The 16,010-nt window shown below is 40.3% G+C and carries 14 protein-coding genes; 2 read left to right on the top strand and 12 right to left on the bottom strand.

Annotation, left to right across the window (positions count from 1 at the left end):
* Window positions 1-500: 500 nt before the first annotated feature.
* The 5 genes from AC0VYJ_RS07195 to AC0VYJ_RS07175 all read right to left on the bottom strand — a co-directional run bounded on the left by AC0VYJ_RS07195 (window position 501) and on the right by AC0VYJ_RS07175 (window position 5,378).
* Window positions 501-884 carry a hypothetical protein gene (locus AC0VYJ_RS07195; protein ID WP_475367001.1) on the bottom strand — a complete coding sequence of 128 codons (384 nt, stop codon included), beginning with the start codon at window positions 882-884 and terminating at the stop codon, window positions 501-503.
* Window positions 885-984: 100 nt separating this feature from the next.
* Entirely contained in the window at window positions 985-1,797 is an 813-nt protein-coding gene (locus AC0VYJ_RS07190) for an alpha/beta fold hydrolase (protein WP_283152530.1), read from the bottom strand.
* A 335-nt stretch (window positions 1,798-2,132) separates the two neighbouring features.
* The gene (locus AC0VYJ_RS07185; protein WP_475367000.1) at window positions 2,133-3,923 is read right to left on the bottom strand and encodes a M3 family oligoendopeptidase; all 1,791 of its coding nucleotides are present in this window, start codon (window positions 3,921-3,923) and stop codon (window positions 2,133-2,135) included.
* A 207-nt stretch (window positions 3,924-4,130) separates the two neighbouring features.
* Complete coding sequence (locus tag AC0VYJ_RS07180; protein WP_475366999.1) at window positions 4,131-4,421, bottom strand: hypothetical protein; 291 nt, start codon at window positions 4,419-4,421, stop codon at window positions 4,131-4,133.
* A 75-nt stretch (window positions 4,422-4,496) separates the two neighbouring features.
* Window positions 4,497-5,378, bottom strand: a complete 882-nt coding sequence (locus AC0VYJ_RS07175; protein WP_475366998.1) for a TetR/AcrR family transcriptional regulator — start codon at window positions 5,376-5,378, stop codon at window positions 4,497-4,499.
* A 305-nt stretch (window positions 5,379-5,683) separates the two neighbouring features.
* Here AC0VYJ_RS07175 and AC0VYJ_RS07170 point away from each other — a divergent pair, with 305 nt between their 5' ends.
* Together AC0VYJ_RS07170 and mprF are read left to right on the top strand one after the other, a co-directional pair.
* Window positions 5,684-8,746 carry an efflux RND transporter permease subunit gene (locus tag AC0VYJ_RS07170; RefSeq protein ID WP_475366997.1) on the top strand — a complete coding sequence of 1,021 codons (3,063 nt, stop codon included), beginning with the start codon at window positions 5,684-5,686 and terminating at the stop codon, window positions 8,744-8,746.
* 198 nt (window positions 8,747-8,944) lie between these two features.
* The gene (gene mprF / locus AC0VYJ_RS07165) at window positions 8,945-11,476 is read left to right on the top strand and encodes a bifunctional lysylphosphatidylglycerol flippase/synthetase MprF (protein ID WP_475366996.1); all 2,532 of its coding nucleotides are present in this window, start codon (window positions 8,945-8,947) and stop codon (window positions 11,474-11,476) included.
* A gap of 102 nt (window positions 11,477-11,578) precedes the next feature.
* Here the strand turns inward: mprF and AC0VYJ_RS07160 are convergent, their stop codons facing one another.
* The 7 genes from AC0VYJ_RS07160 to AC0VYJ_RS07130 all read right to left on the bottom strand — a co-directional run bounded on the left by AC0VYJ_RS07160 (window position 11,579) and on the right by AC0VYJ_RS07130 (window position 15,871).
* Complete coding sequence (locus AC0VYJ_RS07160; protein ID WP_475366995.1) at window positions 11,579-12,124, bottom strand: DUF2812 domain-containing protein; 546 nt, start codon at window positions 12,122-12,124, stop codon at window positions 11,579-11,581.
* 5 nt (window positions 12,125-12,129) lie between these two features.
* Entirely contained in the window at window positions 12,130-12,459 is a 330-nt protein-coding gene (locus AC0VYJ_RS07155; protein WP_475366994.1) for a PadR family transcriptional regulator, read from the bottom strand.
* A 415-nt stretch (window positions 12,460-12,874) separates the two neighbouring features.
* On the bottom strand, window positions 12,875-13,498 hold the full coding sequence (locus tag AC0VYJ_RS07150; RefSeq protein WP_475366993.1) for a hypothetical protein: 624 nt from the start codon (window positions 13,496-13,498) through the stop codon (window positions 12,875-12,877).
* A 436-nt stretch (window positions 13,499-13,934) separates the two neighbouring features.
* Window positions 13,935-14,471 carry a nucleoside/nucleotide kinase family protein gene (locus AC0VYJ_RS07145; protein WP_475367472.1) on the bottom strand — a complete coding sequence of 179 codons (537 nt, stop codon included), beginning with the start codon at window positions 14,469-14,471 and terminating at the stop codon, window positions 13,935-13,937.
* 68 nt (window positions 14,472-14,539) lie between these two features.
* Window positions 14,540-14,749, bottom strand: coding sequence for a hypothetical protein (locus AC0VYJ_RS07140; RefSeq protein ID WP_475366992.1), 210 nt, complete (start codon window positions 14,747-14,749; stop codon window positions 14,540-14,542).
* 66 nt (window positions 14,750-14,815) lie between these two features.
* Entirely contained in the window at window positions 14,816-15,412 is a 597-nt protein-coding gene (locus tag AC0VYJ_RS07135; protein WP_475366991.1) for a nucleotidyltransferase family protein, read from the bottom strand.
* Complete coding sequence (locus AC0VYJ_RS07130) at window positions 15,413-15,871, bottom strand: DUF4871 domain-containing protein (protein WP_475366990.1); 459 nt, start codon at window positions 15,869-15,871, stop codon at window positions 15,413-15,415.
* Between the last annotated feature and the right edge of the window lie 139 nt (window positions 15,872-16,010).

Raw genomic sequence — 16,010 nt, 5'->3', positions numbered from 1 at the left:
TGAGCTATTTTTCACACAAATAAATCAGATCAAAAGCACCATTTCCTCATCACTAATTTGTTTTTTTGCAATAACGCTTCAACACGTTAAATTAAGTAAAAAATAGAAAAAGCCCTACAAATAAGAGAATCCGTTTGCAGGGCTTTTTCTAGATTGTAACTGATCAATATTCATCTATTTCCTCACCATGAATTGTATATATGTAGAACATCAGCAGCATCGTTAAAAACCAATTATAGATCATTGTACTTAATGCGCTTTCTTGAAAAACTAAAAACAGTGCGCTAAAAAGGAGAAGGCAAATGACCACAGGTTTATTCAACTTCACTCATTCCCATCTAGTACTATACTACTTTCATAATATCATATATTTACCAGTTAACTTTTCGTTCCAAGCTTCATGTTTTTTACTTCTTAAAATGAACAAAAAAAGTTCAAAAAAGGAGGGCATTCAATGCACGCCTTTTCTGAACTGTTAGAACCAAAGCTCTCGTCTAAGATTACTCTTTCGAACCTTCTTTTTCTAAGTCTTGTTGAATTTGTTTCTTCAAATCCTCGATATATTTCTCACTTGATTTTGCGCCCTGGTCTATCCCTTCTGCTTTCTCCTTCAAGTACTCTTCTAGCGCCTCCTGTATCTCACTTGGCGTCGCATCTTCCTTGATCACTCCTGTAGACTTTAGCATCTCAATGAGTTTCTCATCATTCGCCATCATTCTTGCTTCTTGAGAGAATTCATTTTCTGATGTAGCTGGAACTGCCGTCTCTTCCCCCACGTCACCCTTTGATGTATTTACGATTTGAGCTTCATTATTTCCACAGCCAGTTATACCTAATAGTAATAAGGTTCCCACTAGAATCGGTAGAAGCTTGATCTTCACCATGAACCCCTCCATTCGCTCAGCCTTTTCTATCTAAACGAGTTAAACGGTGAAAAGGTTACAAATAGGTCTAAATTCGCTTAGTGACAGGCACTCAAAGCCTTTATAAAGCGGATGATATGGAAGACTGGGTTGAGCTATGCTGATTAAAAAATGCAAGCGAAGCATCGTTAAACTCCCTTGGTTTTTCCACGTTACAAACATGACCGCATTGCTCTAAGATCAAATGCTGTGCCTGTTCATCGCTTTTCGTATCTTCTAATAAAGGATCCAAAAAGAGATGATCCTGTTCCCCAGAAATGTAGAGCTTCGGGATGTTTTGGCTATATTGTTGAACGTTCGCATATGCTGCATTTACTTGAGGTGTTAACGCATACCAAGCTAGAAAGTCTCTTCGATTCATTTTAAGAGCTTCTCTGATAAATAGCTTTCTAGAGCTAGCGTGATTTGCTTTAGGCATCATAATATAAGCAAACATTTTATACAACCACATATATGGTACAAACGCTTTCACTGCATTTCCAGCGCGAAGCATGAAGGTAGCTAGAGGAGAATATCGTGTGATCGCGCCTCCTAGTACAGCACTCTGAACGCGTTCCGGAACTCGTTGAAGCAAATGATGCACGGCAACAGAGCCTAGTGAAATACCTACTAAATGTGCTTTAGAAATCTTTAACTCATCTAGAAGCAGAATCACTTCGTCTGCGACTAATTCTCTATTGAAAGGCATGTTATAACTGTCAGTACTCGGTGATTTTCCATGCCCCGGTAGGTTGATAGCAAGCACATCATACTCTTTTTTATATGTGGAGATCTGGTTACAGAAGATCCCATAGTTCCCACCAAGACCGTGAATCAACACGATCGTTTCACTGCAGTTCGCCTTCTTACTTTTGTAAAGCTTATAATCAAGCATGCTGTTAAATCCTCTCTGTATAAGGGATGTTGCGTCCCATAGTTGATCCAATACTCTTGCATTAGTATAACCGTGAATGGGAGGAGATTGAAAGAAGAAAATCGTTGATGGGAACATTACGCTAACAAAACGAGCCAACGGTAATGACGAACAATAATCGTTTAACTAATAACAAGAGCCTACTAGTCTCCTAGAGCGAAATCAAACAAAGAACCACCTTTCTATAACGAAGCATAACCAAAAAGCCAGATCAGATTGACCTAGCTTTTCATCTATTAAAAATAGTATTTTAAACAATCAAGAAATGAAACGGCATATCACTAAACGACTCTTGCTTACAAATAAGCCTTGGTTTTCTCGAGATAAATTGAAATGGCTTTCTCTAAAGGCTTGATCGATGTCTCCCAGAAAAATGGTTCGGTTAAATTTTGATCTAGGAACTCAGCGCCTAATTCTTCCATTGTTTTATTGCCTGAAGAGCTGAGTAGTTGACTATATCGTTCAGGAAGCGTTTCTTTATCTAGCAAATAAAGCGAATAAACACCATTACTGAACAAATAGCCAATTGTATACGGCAGATTAAAAAAAGCTTTTTCTGTATTAAAGAAATGCGGAATCGTCATCCAGTTATGGGTGTTCACCTCTTCTAATGAATCCTGAAACCAGTCTCTTTCACTTTTCTCCATCAAATCAGTCAATTCCGTTGCTGAAAGCATCTGGGATTTACGCTTTTCGTAAAACTGCTGTTCAAACTCGAATTTAGCGGGAATATAAGCAATGTACTTTAATCCATTAATAATTTTCAACTCTAGCAAGGATAATTTATCTTCTTCTGAATCCGCTAATTCGATTGCGGCATCAAGTACTAGATTCTCTGCGAAAGTCGATGCTGTCTCTGCTAATCCCGTTCCGGTTTGATGAGCAAATCCTGGTTCTTCATGAAGGTGAAAATTATGATAAGCATGCCCTAACTCATGAGCAAGAGTAACGACATCCTGATAGTTTCCTGTGAAAGATAGGAGTACTCGACTTTCCTTCGAATTTGGCAACGATGCGCAGAATGCTCCATGTCGCTTAGAATCAGAGAGTTTTCCATCAATCCATCCTTCTTCAAAAGCTCGTTCAGCGAATTTGCCCATCTTTTCACTAAATCGATAAAACTGACTTATGACGATTTCTGTTGCCTGGTCATATGTAACAGTTTCCTTAGAAGTAAACGTTGGAGAGTAAATATCAAACCAACTCAACTTCTCTAGTTGATTTAACTCCGCTTTCCGGTCTAAAAATTGATGTAGCAAAGTTTTGCTTTGATGGAGTGCTTGCATCATGCTATTAACTGAAGCTTCACTGATTCGGTTTTGTTCATACATTTCCTTCATAGGGTTTGACCACCCCCTTAAACGGTAAAGCTCGTTCCGATAACCTGCAAGGTGATTAAATATTGAAGCAAAACGTATTTCGTTTTCACGACAAACGTTTGTCATTGATGAAGCAATTTCCTCCCTAATCTTTCGGTCACTTGAGAGCATCGCACGCATAAATGCCGAATCAAAAGATATGTTTTCTATCCCCATTTCATTACTCACAGGCACTGTAAGTTGAGCAAATTCCTGTTCATAATGGTCTTCCCATCCATCAAAACCATTTACTGAAAGAGAGTGAATGACTTTCTCCAGATCTGGGCTTAACTGGTCTTTAACCTTTTGGCGTTGAATCGTTAAGAACGTTTCAATTCCTTGAACTTCTGGACTTTTGAGCAATGCATGCCACTGATCATCTGAAATAGCTGCGAGATAGTGACGAAAAGTAAGCAATAGCGTCTCCATCCGTGACTTCATCCGAGTGCTTAGTTCATTAAGCGTTTGTAGCTCTGGATCATGAACGGCGACTGAAAATTCACAAATAATATACTCATCCATTTCAAAAACGTTTGTGTTGATGGTTTGAACAAGTTCTATCGCCTTAACCATTTCAAGTATTTCTTGAGGATGAGTTTGATTTTCCAAATCTGTTTGCACTTGATCAATATGTAAAATGATAGTAGAGACCTGTTCTTTTAATGAAATTACTTTATCTCCTGGATAAACGCTGTCTAAATCCCACTGCTTTGTTTGTGTATTTCTCACTAACATCCCTCCCAGTTTTTATAGCACCCCCTAACGTTAACATAATTATCCATATTTTATTCAGAATAATTAAAAAAACCTTCCGAATCTTGAATAAAGAATAAAAAATGAGCGCTGAATTGAAATACTATTCAGCGCTCATTGTTATCTTTTTTCTCATGTGATTAAAGCTAGAAACTCATAATCTAAACTGCTTTCTTCATTCCTCTATAACTTCACGACTAAAAAGCCCAATGGCAGTAAAAGAACAACAGCATTTAAGGCAATCCCCATTATTGCAAGTCTTCTTTTTGAAATGCGAAAAGCAACCACTCCTAGAAAAATGCCGACAGCGCAAATAATGATGGGGAAGAATATAGGGAAGATTTCAATTGTTGCTAGTTCAATAGCTCCGGATAGGAAGCTTCCTGCAATGATAGCAGCAAGACAGCCCGCTACAATGGAAACAATTGCAATAAAGGTACTGCTTCCATTGATTGATGAAGGTTTCTCTGACATTTGTCTCTCTCTCCTTTGGTGATAACCATCTCTCTCTACACCCTATTTACCCGAAAAAATTGGAAAATAACCATCCTAATGTTCTGTCGCCGGAAGGATTTGTGCCTCTAGTGCTTGTGCATTTCTTTTCAGCACATCTTCTTCTTTCAGTAAATGAAACAGCCCTCTCATCACAATCTCATCAGGTTTTGACTTTCTAGATTCTTCTGATATGCGATCCGTTACCTCTAGATAATATTGAGGCTGCTTTAATTCATGGATATTATTATAGAGCGCCTTCCAGGCACTCTCTCTTTTCTCAAACGATGTAAAAGCACCTTCTCGATCCATCCCTACGGAAAAAGGACGCATCATTTCATCATCTAGAAGAGGCGCGCTATTTCCTGCTAGAAAATCCGATGCTAGAATATCAATCTGCCTAACGATGTGCTTTCCAAGCTTTTCTGGAGAAAGCAGGCTCTCAGAAGAAATCATAAGACCTGTGTAGGAGGTATAAATGGATTGCGTCATCCACATCAAATCCCATTTATATGGGGCAATCTTCTCCCCATATAAATCAATCAAATTTCGTTCTAGCCAGCTAAAGAGTCTCCCTCTCATGCGATGGCCCATTCCTTCAAGCTTTTCACTGCTTTGAGCGGATTCCCCGCGCATATGCATTTTCATATAAGATTTATATTCCAATATCCCTTCGAATTGGACCTGGAATTGTTTTGCAAACCGCTCATAAGGTGGTAGATTACCGTCTAATCCGACAACAAAAGCACGTTCAAAAACGAGCTGTTGATAGTGTTCATATATCGAAATAATCAAATCTTCCTTTGATGGAAAAAATGAGTAAAGCGAACCTTTTGATACTCCTACGCTATCAGCGATCTGCTGCATCGATGTATGTGTGTATCCTTTCTCTGCGATCAATTCAACGGCCGCTTCTAATATTGCTTTTCGTTTATCCATATCGTTCACCTCGATGTCTTCTCCCATCAGAATACACTACTTGATGAGTGGAATGATAGTCACAATATGCCCTCGAGCTTAAACTGCATATCTCGATTAAAAGAAGAAGTTTACTTAATCATACCTGACTAACCTTCACCCTTTCGAATTCTTTTTCTAGCACACTCATTTCTTGACTTCCTAGCTAATCTCAGTAAAAATGACTATTGAGTCAAGCACATTAAAACTTTATATTTCAACAAATATGGGGTATAAATGACATCAGATTGACCGAACAGTCGAAAACGAACAGAGGAGGCTCTCATATGTTGAAATGGATTTTACAACGGTCCAAGCTCTTTATGATATTTATTCTATTATTTGTCATTGTTGGAGTGTTTACATTCATTCAACTTCCACAGCGTGAAATTCCGGAAACAACAGTAAATATCGGAACGATTAGCACCGTTTATCCTGGTGCAACGGTGGACACAGTTGAACGATCAATTACGAACCCAATCGAGTCATCGCTCAGTTCGATCGATGGCATCGCTGAAGTGACATCTTCTTCAGCAGCAGGCTTTTCGAACATTGTGATCGAAGTAGCGGAAGGAGAAAGTAAGAAGGAAGTGTTTGGTGACGTACGCCAGGCCGTTTCCGATGCCTCGACTTCATTTCCTGACGAAGCTTTCGAACCAGATGTAAATGAATCAACGGCAAAAATGCCGATTGTTTCCTACCATCTTACAAGCGATAACCGCGACAACCTCCTCTCTCTTGAAGAAGAATTAAATCGATGGAAAGAGGAAGTCGAGGAATTATCAGGCGTTTCTGGCGTTACGATCAAAGGACTGCCTGAAGAACAAATTTTAATTGAATTAAAACAAGAGGAATTAAAAGATTCCGGCTTGAACGTTACCCATGTTCAAAGTGCCATTAATAATGAATACTACCCAACTCCTCTAGGAAAACAGAAAATGGATGAGGAAGTTGTTCAGCTTTCTGTTGAAAACTACGATTCACTCGATGAAATGGAAGAGTTATTTGTAGGTAAAAACCCTGATGGAGACGCGGTTTACTTAAAAGACATTGCAAGCGTTGAAGTTAGTCCAAAAGACGTTGAAGATATTATCACTTTTGAAGGAAAGCCCTCTGTTTCCTTCACCGCTTACGTAAAGTCCGGAGAAGATATCCCAACTGTTGACGAGCGTGTGAGCGATAAAGTGGATGAGCTTTCAAAAAGCCTGCCTTCGAACGTAGAACTGGAATCTTATTACTCTCAAGCTTCAATCGTTACGGACATTTTTGATGGCCTATTCCTATCCCTAGCGATTTCTGTGCTTGCCGTTATTGTGGCAACATCTCTCGGACTATCTGGATCGGGTGCGCTCGTCGTAGCACTTGCTGTTCCGATTTCCGTTCTAATGGGCTTTATTCCACTACCTTTTGCTGATGTGGATCTAAACCAGATCTCCGTCATCGGGTTAATCATCGCACTCGGGATTATCGTTGATGACTCGATCGTCATAAACGACAACATCCAGCGAAGATATAAGCTCGGCGATAAAGGATTAATGGGAGCCGTTAATGGCGTAAAAGAGATCTGGGTCTCCATCGTGACCTCCTCTCTAGCGATCGTCTTTACATTCTTGCCACTAATTTTCCTTTCAGGTGGTAACGGGGCATTTATACGCGCGTTGCCAACAGTGCTCATTACAACGATTATTGCATCAACATTAGTGGCACTCATTTTCGTGCCGATTTTGCGCTACTTCTTAAGCCGTCGATCGAAGAAGCCAATGTCAGATGCACCAGGACTTCTTGGCAAACCGTTAAATAAGCTTGCCGATGTTTATGCCGACAAGCTTCTAAAGAAATTTTCAAAAAAACCAATTCTTGTTTCTATTCTTGGTCTTGTGCTCACGACAGCGATCTTCGGATTAGTCATCTTAACACCGTTTGAGTTCTTCCCGGCTGCTGATAAGGAAGAAGTAACGGTCGACATCACGCTACCAATTGGTACGCCGATCGAAGACACACACGATACGCTTCAAGAAATCGAAGAAAAACTGAAAACAGATGACGGCGTATATGAAACAAGCGTCTTCACAGGCACAGGTACTCCTGGTCTCTTCAACAGCTCGCTAACGAGCACTGGTGAAAATACTGGCCAAATCGTTGCCAGAGTCGATCGAGAAAACCAGACAACGCAAGGACTCATTGACGACTGGACAGATAAGCTCAGAAATGAGTACCCGGATGCTGAGATTTTTATGGAAACGATCCAGCAGGGACCTCCTGCAGGAGCACCTGTGACCGTTACCGTCTCTGGACCAGAAATCGATAAGCTTATCGACCTTAGAGATGAGCTAACAAAAGAGATCGAAGGACTTGAAACAGACCTTGTCGTTGATAACGTAGGTGACTTTGAACCTTCGCTCGAATATGTACCAGATCGCGATGCACTCGAAGAAAATGGCATTACGGTCAATCAGATCAGCCAGCAAATTCGACTTGCAACGGCAGGTATTCCACTAAAAGCATTTGATAATGGCGTTGTAAAGCGTGATATGAATATCGTGCTAGAAGGTAGCAAAGATGAAGTCGATCTTTCAAGCCTTGAGCTTCCAGCCGCATCAACAGGTGGACCACCTGAACTCATCTCATTAGATGAGCTTGTGACAACAGAACAAAGTGAACAAATCCAAAAGATTCCTCACATTGATGGTGAACGCTCGATTACGCTTCGTGCCTTCCCTAAGGACGAGGAGAATTATGAAGCAAACGTAACAGAAATTGTGGAAGATCAACGCGATCAGCTTGAGGATGCTGATTACAGCATTACACTTGGCGGTGAAAACGAAGCTCAAAGTGATTTCTTTGCTGAAATTACCGTACTCTTCATCATCGTACTCTTCCTAGTGTACCTATTGATTGCCCTGCAATTTAATTCACTTTCACTTCCGTTCCTAGTTCTCGTTGCCGTATACCTCGCAATCGCGGGTGCGATTCTTGGACTATTCGTTACCCAAACGCCAATCAGTTTCCTTGGTGTTATGGGAATGGTATCCCTCACCGGTATCGTAGTAAGAAACTCGGTTGTGTTAATTGAATTTATCGAACAAGCACTGAAAAAAGGCATGGATGTAAAAGACGCAGTTATTGAGTCCGGTCGTGTTCGCTTACGACCAATTCTCCTTACCGCGATTACATCAATCGTTGCCCTTATCCCAGTTGCCGTAAGTGGCGATGCGCTCTTTACACCGCTTGCCGTTACGATCATATCAGGTATCCTTTTCTCAGCTGTCTTAACGCTGATTATGGTTCCGATGCTTTACCTTGTTTTGTATCGATTTAGAGGCAAGAAAAAAGCACAAGAAGAAATGTAAGTAAAAAACGTTCAGAGGAAATCCTCTGAACGTTTTTTTGTGTGAGTGAATCGTTCTGCTATACTACACTTTTCGATACATATTTTTATACGGGGATGGTTTATGATTTTCTTCCTAAAGGCAAAAACTTTCACCTTTTTCAAATTTATTGAGTGAACTTTCTAAGATTCATGTAAAATCAAGATAAAGGAGTGAACTATGAAAACAACTTTTTACAAGTATTTATTTCATTATTTGAAATTCATCTTACCTCTTTTTCTTTTTGTGCTAGCAGTGATTGAAAGCCTTCCTTTCATGTCTAGCATCAACCCGGAGCTTCTTCGAAATGAAGTTAATCAGTTTAACATAGGCAAACTTATTCTCGTTTTATTAATTTCTATGGGAGCCGTTAGCCCGATGTTCTTATACGACTCATTGCTCTTAAAATCACTTCAAAAATCATTTCCGAAAAAGCAGCTGTTGAAGCAATCGTTTATCGTCAATGCTTTCTCTAACCTGATCGGATCTGGTGGAATTATTAGCGGAATGCTTAGAAAATATTTTTATCAAACTTATGAGGTAGATAAACAGAAACTATCTAAGTCCATTGGAAACATTTCGTATTTTTATTTGACTGGGTTATCTTTCCTTGCAGTCACAATTCTTGTTGCTTATAGAGATAATCTTCTTATGGAAAAGTTCCTATGGCTTTATGTCGTTGTTATAGCGGTTGGACTGTATCTGCCTGTCCTGCTTTTTCAATTCGTTCGTCATCGTGATAAAAGCTCTCCTCGGTTCTTTGGTTCACGAACGAAATTCCAGCTCATCGCCGTCTCTCTCCTTGAGTGGACATTTGCGTTCCTTGCCGTCTGGTTACTAGCAAACATACTTGAACTGAGCATTTCTTTTCACGAGTTATTCCCTATCTTTGTTGTCGCTTCATGCGTTGGGATTGTGAGCATGACCCCGGGCGGACTCGGTTCGTTCGATTTGATCTTCATTTGGGGAACCCAGCTTGTTAGTGTCCAAGATGAGAAAGTCCTTTTTCTACTCATTCTCTATCGAGTTGGATACTTTATCTTTCCATTCTTACTCGCTGCGATTCTTTTTGTAAGAGACTATTGGGAGAAATGGAATGCAAACTGGGATAGCCTCCCACTTGCCCTTATTCAAAGGCTAAGTCATGTGATGCTTACGCTGCTCGTGTTTATTTCGGGCTTAATTTTACTATTGTCTGCAGCCTTACCTGGTATAATCGATCGGTTAAAAATTCTAGAAGAAATGCATTCTCTACCGTTTCTTGTTAACCTTTCTCATCAGCTTTCCGTTGGAGCTGGCTTTGCTTTACTCGGGTTATCAAGAGGAATTGAGTACAAGGTGAAAAGAGCATATTATCTCACCATCGTCGTCCTTTTCGCAGCAGCTGCCTTTACCTTCTCTAAAGGGATCGATTATGAGGAAGCAATCTTTCTCTTACTCGTTGCCTTCATTCTCTATATGTCGAGAACGCGCTTCTATCGCGAGAGCTATGTATTAACGTGGAGCAAAACCATTATTGATGGGCTAGTGATCCTATTCATCACGTCGATGTATGTGTTAATTGGATATTTAAGCTTGCCTTCATCAAACGGCGTTATTCCACCACAAGTCTTGCCATATGTTATTACAGATTACCACACGCTGTTTTATAGTGCATTAATTGGTTTAATGATTGCGCTGATTGTTTTTGTGATAGGAACCGCCGTGATTAAACCGAGAAACCCAATCAAGGAATCATCACCTGAACATGATAATGAAATACAAGAGCACCTTGAAACCTACGGTGGAAATACGTTAGCTCACTTAATTTTCCTGCACGATAAATCAATCTTTTGGAACTCCAATAGAACAGTCTTAATCTGCTTCCAAAAATCATCCGATAAACTCGTCGTTCTCGGCGATCCAATCGGACAGAAAGAAGCATTTCCTGAAGCTATCGAAGAGTTTCAGCACCTGGCAGATATCCAGGGTTATACCCCAGTATTCTATGAAGTTAGTAACAGCCTGCTTCCCATTCTCCATGAAAAAGGCTTTGGTTTCTTTAAGCTTGGGGAAGAAGCATTCGTAGATTTAGATCAGTTCACGCTATCTGGAAAGAGAATGAAAGCATTGCGTGCTGTTAAAAACAAATTCGAACGAGAGAATTTTCAAGTTGAAATAGTAAAGCCTCCGCACAGTGAAGATCTTTTGCAGAAGCTAAAAGACGTATCTGATGAATGGCTACAGGGAAGAAATGAGAAAGGATTTTCGCTCGGATTCTATCATGTGGATTATCTAAACAAATCAGAGATCGCTGTTATGAAAGAAAACGATAGGATCATTGCTTTTACTAGTCTTATGCCTGTCTACGATAACAACAAAACGGTATCTGTTGATTTAATGCGTTTTCTACACGATGCCCCTTCAGGCACAATGGACGTCATGTTTCTCTCTTTATTTGAATGGGCGAAGTCAGAAGGCTACGAGCGCTTTAATCTAGGAATGGCTCCACTTTCGAATGTGGGTCAGTCGAAGTTCTCTTTCCTAAGTGAGCGAATCGCCGCCCAAATCTTTCTTCATGGGCATATCTTCTATCATTTCCAGGGCCTACGAAAGTTCAAAGGGAAATACGCCCACACCTGGGAACGCAAGTACCTTGCCTATCGAAAGAAATCATCCCTGCCTTTTACAATGGCGCAAGTGTCGCTGTTGATTGGGAGGAAGAGAAAATGAGTGTGAAACGTAATGGGGGTCAGGTGCGTACCTGACCCCCATTACAAACAATCGTCCCATCACCACGGACAGTTCTATTACTTTATTTGCATCTGTCCCCTATTAAACATTACGCTTCTCCAACTTCCTCAACTTATATTGATACGAAAGATAGGGCATTCCTGTGAAGATCAACACAATATAAACCGCGTAACTTGCATATTCACTTATATCCCCAACAACAGTAGGGAGAAATCCATTCTCACTACTAAACAGCAACACGACTAGCATAACAGCTATTAGAAATGCTGGCAGGGCGACCTTTTTCATTGATTGGCTTTCCCTTTTATATTTCTCCTTGACGGAAGCCTGGTCTGAATAGATTGGGGTAGTGCCTGGTGCGGCCGAAAAGATGTGCATTTCACCCGCTCCAGTACAAACATGCTTCCATCCCGCTTCTTCAAAGTAACTAAAATACTCCTCATCTGCTTCCGATTGATAATCTAGTGAATAAATCACGTCCTGTGGTTCTCCTTTTTGTAACTTAAAACCTGAGAACGCAAACTTCTCTAAAAACCATCCTTTTTGCGCAAACTTACCGAGCCGCTCCATCTCTTTCTCTTCAAAAAAAGCTAAACCGCTACTCATCACATATTTCTTTTTCCCCAATATACTCACTCTCCTTTATTTGCGAGGATTTCTTCCCCGTGCTGAATCATTTGGCGTTTTCGTTCGATTTCTTTTTTTACTAGCTGAACACCTTTTTCTGTCGTTACATACACCTTTTTCTTATCACTCTTATCATGCAGCTTAATCAGTTCTGCCCCAAGTAGCTTTTTGATCGTGGTATACATAGACGCCGGTCCGACCACAACCGCGTGGTCTGTCATTTCCTCAATTGTTTTCATAATTAAATATCCGTGTTTAGGCTCCATCAGTGATAGGAGAATGTAATAAGATGTATCTGTTAGCTCTCCCACTTCAAGAGAATCATTTCTTGGCATTAGCTTCCTCCAATCATATATCGTTTAATGATATATCAATAAATGTAATATATCAGGTAATGATATATAAAGCAACCACTAATTGGAAAATACATTCATTTTTTTTCAGAGGTGAAAACGTAAAATCACATAAAAATAGAGCTTGGAGGCGTAAAAGCCATTCCAAGCTCTGTTCTTCACTTTATTATTAAATTTCCCTCATAATGATAGACGGAATTTCATTCTTTACTTTGCCATTAATTTATATAGAGCAGTGACGCCCCATGTTATAAGAAACATAGCAACTATAAATATTAATCCTAGTCTTCCAAAAAAGAATACATTTCCCACAAAAACGCCTCTATTTCGTTAAATTCTCTTTATAGTTTCAGCATACTAAAATCCTATGACTATTAAACCGACATAACAAAAACCATTAGTTATCCTCATCACTTTCTTCAATCAAGATTTTTAACAACAAAACCTCCGTATCCTCTTGAATCATTTTCTTAACATCATCCTTGTTTCCTAAATCATAGGTTCTCATTTGATTCGATGAAGTGCTCCGATACGCTGCAAGCACTTTTTCTTCGTTCAATAGTAAATCCACCTTTTCATCTGGAAACGCATAGTCAAATGTGGCCATTGATGTTTCTGACTTCGTTTTTTCAACGCTTTTATTCGGAGCTGAGCTAACGCCTGGTGAATAAAGAAAATAAGACGGTTCACCTTCATTAGACTGAATGATTCCAAACCCTAAATGCCCTTTGGACGTTTCATCAGGAATCGGACTCTCACCGTAGATAAGTTCCGTGATAGGCTCACTATCTTTCTCTCCATCTTGATACCGCTCAACCCAAAGCCTTACCCAGCGTTTATCCGCATTCTCTAATTCGAATTCAAAATCGAATAGATTACCAAGATTCAACTCTTCGAATGTTTTTACATAATCCGAATCAGGCATAGGCTTAATCTCAGCCGTTTTATCCTCATTACCCGCACAGCTTGATAGCAGTAATGTTCCCAATAGAATGAAAGGAGCCAGAACTTTCATTTTCACTAGTTTTCCTCCAATTTTAATGCAGCATCTACTATTTCTTGATACACATCGTTCCATTCCATGTCATAATCAGCTATCTTTTTAGGCGCTACGAACATTCGCTCGTTGGATTCAAATGACCTCATAACCATCCGATGAGAGGCGGAGTCCCCCCTCTGGAAGTAGATACACAAAAACAAATAGAAAGCACGTCATTGCACCGATCATGACAACGATCCATGAAAGAGCGGAATACTTTGATTGAATGAGCCCGTAGACACCAAACATAAGCTGATGACGCCAATCGTTAGCTCCATAAGGGCAACTGGGTAAATTGAAAAATGATTCATCAGTGAAGTTCGTAAACCGTTTAGCGCAGTGACAAATAAAACAAGGAACAGTTGCAAGAATATGCCTACTGAAGGAATGCTAATCCGTTTATTCCTTTCTTGAACGATCATGACTCAATCACAAAATCCGCTCTCTCCAAAGGCTTAACGGTATCCATATAATACTTTTCTGCTTTCCAATATCGCTCTTCAAATTTCTTTAGATTTCTCTGAGTCTCTTCTTTCTCTCGTCCAAACCGCACATCTCTTTCACATTGCAAGAAAAGCACGCAATCGAACGCAGAACGCCATTCGTCTCTTTGCAGAAAGACCCCTTCGATTAACACCAAATCTACCTTCAAATTTTCGGGCGGTATTCGTTCCATTATGCTGTCAAAAAGTTGCTGTTTTAGCTTAGCGACGTCCCACTGCAAAAAATAGTATTCGTACCACTCTTCGTGGCCTGTGTTATACCGCTTTTGCTCTGGCTCTATGTAATCATCTATATGAAATGTAACAGAGCGATACCCTGACATTTCAAGTAAGTGCTCTAACTCGGAGACGAACGTGGTTTTACCTGACCGACTTAACCCATCGATCCCAAGTAGAAAGGGTTCCTTTAGCGAGGGTTTTGGTAGTATCTTTTCTAAATCAAAATGCGCCATACCACATCGCCTTCCTTCTATGTTTTCCACTCTCTGCAACTCAGATCTCCCCCAACCCCTTTTTCATCCTATAAACGCTCCTCGCTAAATTTATAATACAGGTGAACACCAGTAAAATAGATTGGTACTGCGATAAGAATAAACACAATCCCTGAGACGATCTTTTCTACAGAATAGATTTCTCGATCTAAATCGATTAAATAGTAAATAAAAAAATGAATGAGCCACGATCCAAGCATCACCCACCCTAGTAAAGATAAGAACTTTTTCGCTTCCATTATTGCCTCCAAACAGTAGATAAGAGACCACTATAAATTGTTAGAGTACTCCTTTTTGCACCTTCATCACTTGTCCCAAGCGATCACCTCAAGCTCTGGCCATTTCCGCGTCCATTTTTCCACTTTCGCTTCATAGACATCGCGGGTAATTAACAACTTGTTTGCACGCACAATTAACCCAAACAAATCACATAATCCGTATGGCGCATATACCTGAAACGCACCATCCTCTCCTACTTTGACACCGATTGATGTTGCAGTAGTAGGCCAGCTATTGATAGCATCTTCTACTGAAGAATAAGGGGCGATACGCTGACCAAATTTCTCTTCATACCAGAGATGAACGCGCGCTTCGTTTTTGGCGTCAATTTTATAAGGAATGTCAGAAAGCAACTTCCGAAGATGATCTTCTATCTCGAGCTCTTTTTCTAAGCTCAAATCCTGATCATCGTAATACACAACATCGAGGTCATGGATGCCGTAATCCAACGGCCGATTCGTTAAGTCATTCCAAACCGTTTGCACAATACACCCTGCCCCGATGTAAGCATGATTGAACTCTTCCCTTAGTACACCGAGAGCCTTTTCAATGGCTGGATTCTGATAAAGTATGTGTTCCAACGCTTCTTTTTGTACACCTATTTCTTTATTAAAGTAAGGCAATTACATGACCTCCACTACAATGGTTCCAAAAAATTCTTCCCCAACATAAGCATCTAGCTCCCAAACACCTGGTGAAGGAAGTTGCATTGTTGACGGGACGTGAGCATCCGCTCCGTTATGCGGACCCGCCAACTCATCTGATTCAAAAACCACGATCTCCTCATTTGTCTCCTGATGGGTTCCGACTACTTTAAGAGAACCATTTAGTTCGTCTTCATCTCCCCACAAGTGCCACATGTACTTATTAGGTTCACCAGCTTTGAATGCTGACGCATCATCATATATAAAGCCGATCCGCTCTTCTTCACCAATCATCTTATAAGAGCCTGATGTGAAATTGTTACTTACTTCTGTTTGATTTTCTTTTTGAACAACCTGTTTCGTCACAGCCTGACCATCTCCATTGCAGCTGGTGAGTAGAATGAGAAGAACGGGCAAGAATGCAAGCCATCTTTTCATACATCTTCACTCCCTCCGGTCATTTTAACGGAATAATTTATCATACTGATCAATTTGGTCTGGATGAATTCCCGTGCTTTGCTGTGCTTCTCGCTGCATCGATTAGTTACACGCCTTACACACATAGCTCGCACCAGGG

It is taken from the genome of Anaerobacillus sp. 63XJN7_5_ISO-PGPR-S23-430 (assembly GCF_056173695.1).
This window is presented reverse-complemented; position numbering and strand designations above follow the sequence as displayed.

Excerpts from the sequence above, each read along its gene's own strand:
- AC0VYJ_RS07195 (WP_475367001.1), bottom strand. The coding sequence starts at position 884 with ATGGTGAAGATCAAGCTTCTACCGATTCTAGTGGGAACCTTATTACTA.
- AC0VYJ_RS07190 (WP_283152530.1), bottom strand. The coding sequence starts at position 1,797 with ATGCTTGATTATAAGCTTTACAAAAGTAAGAAGGCGAACTGCAGTGAA.
- AC0VYJ_RS07180 (WP_475366999.1), bottom strand. The coding sequence starts at position 4,421 with ATGTCAGAGAAACCTTCATCAATCAATGGAAGCAGTACCTTTATTGCA.
- AC0VYJ_RS07175 (WP_475366998.1), bottom strand. The coding sequence starts at position 5,378 with ATGGATAAACGAAAAGCAATATTAGAAGCGGCCGTTGAATTGATCGCA.
- AC0VYJ_RS07170 (WP_475366997.1), top strand. The coding sequence starts at position 5,684 with ATGTTGAAATGGATTTTACAACGGTCCAAGCTCTTTATGATATTTATT.
- mprF (WP_475366996.1), top strand. The coding sequence starts at position 8,945 with ATGAAAACAACTTTTTACAAGTATTTATTTCATTATTTGAAATTCATC.
- AC0VYJ_RS07155 (WP_475366994.1), bottom strand. The coding sequence starts at position 12,459 with ATGCCAAGAAATGATTCTCTTGAAGTGGGAGAGCTAACAGATACATCT.
- AC0VYJ_RS07145 (WP_475367472.1), bottom strand. The coding sequence starts at position 14,471 with ATGGCGCATTTTGATTTAGAAAAGATACTACCAAAACCCTCGCTAAAG.
- AC0VYJ_RS07140 (WP_475366992.1), bottom strand. The coding sequence starts at position 14,749 with ATGGAAGCGAAAAAGTTCTTATCTTTACTAGGGTGGGTGATGCTTGGA.
- AC0VYJ_RS07130 (WP_475366990.1), bottom strand. The coding sequence starts at position 15,871 with ATGAAAAGATGGCTTGCATTCTTGCCCGTTCTTCTCATTCTACTCACC.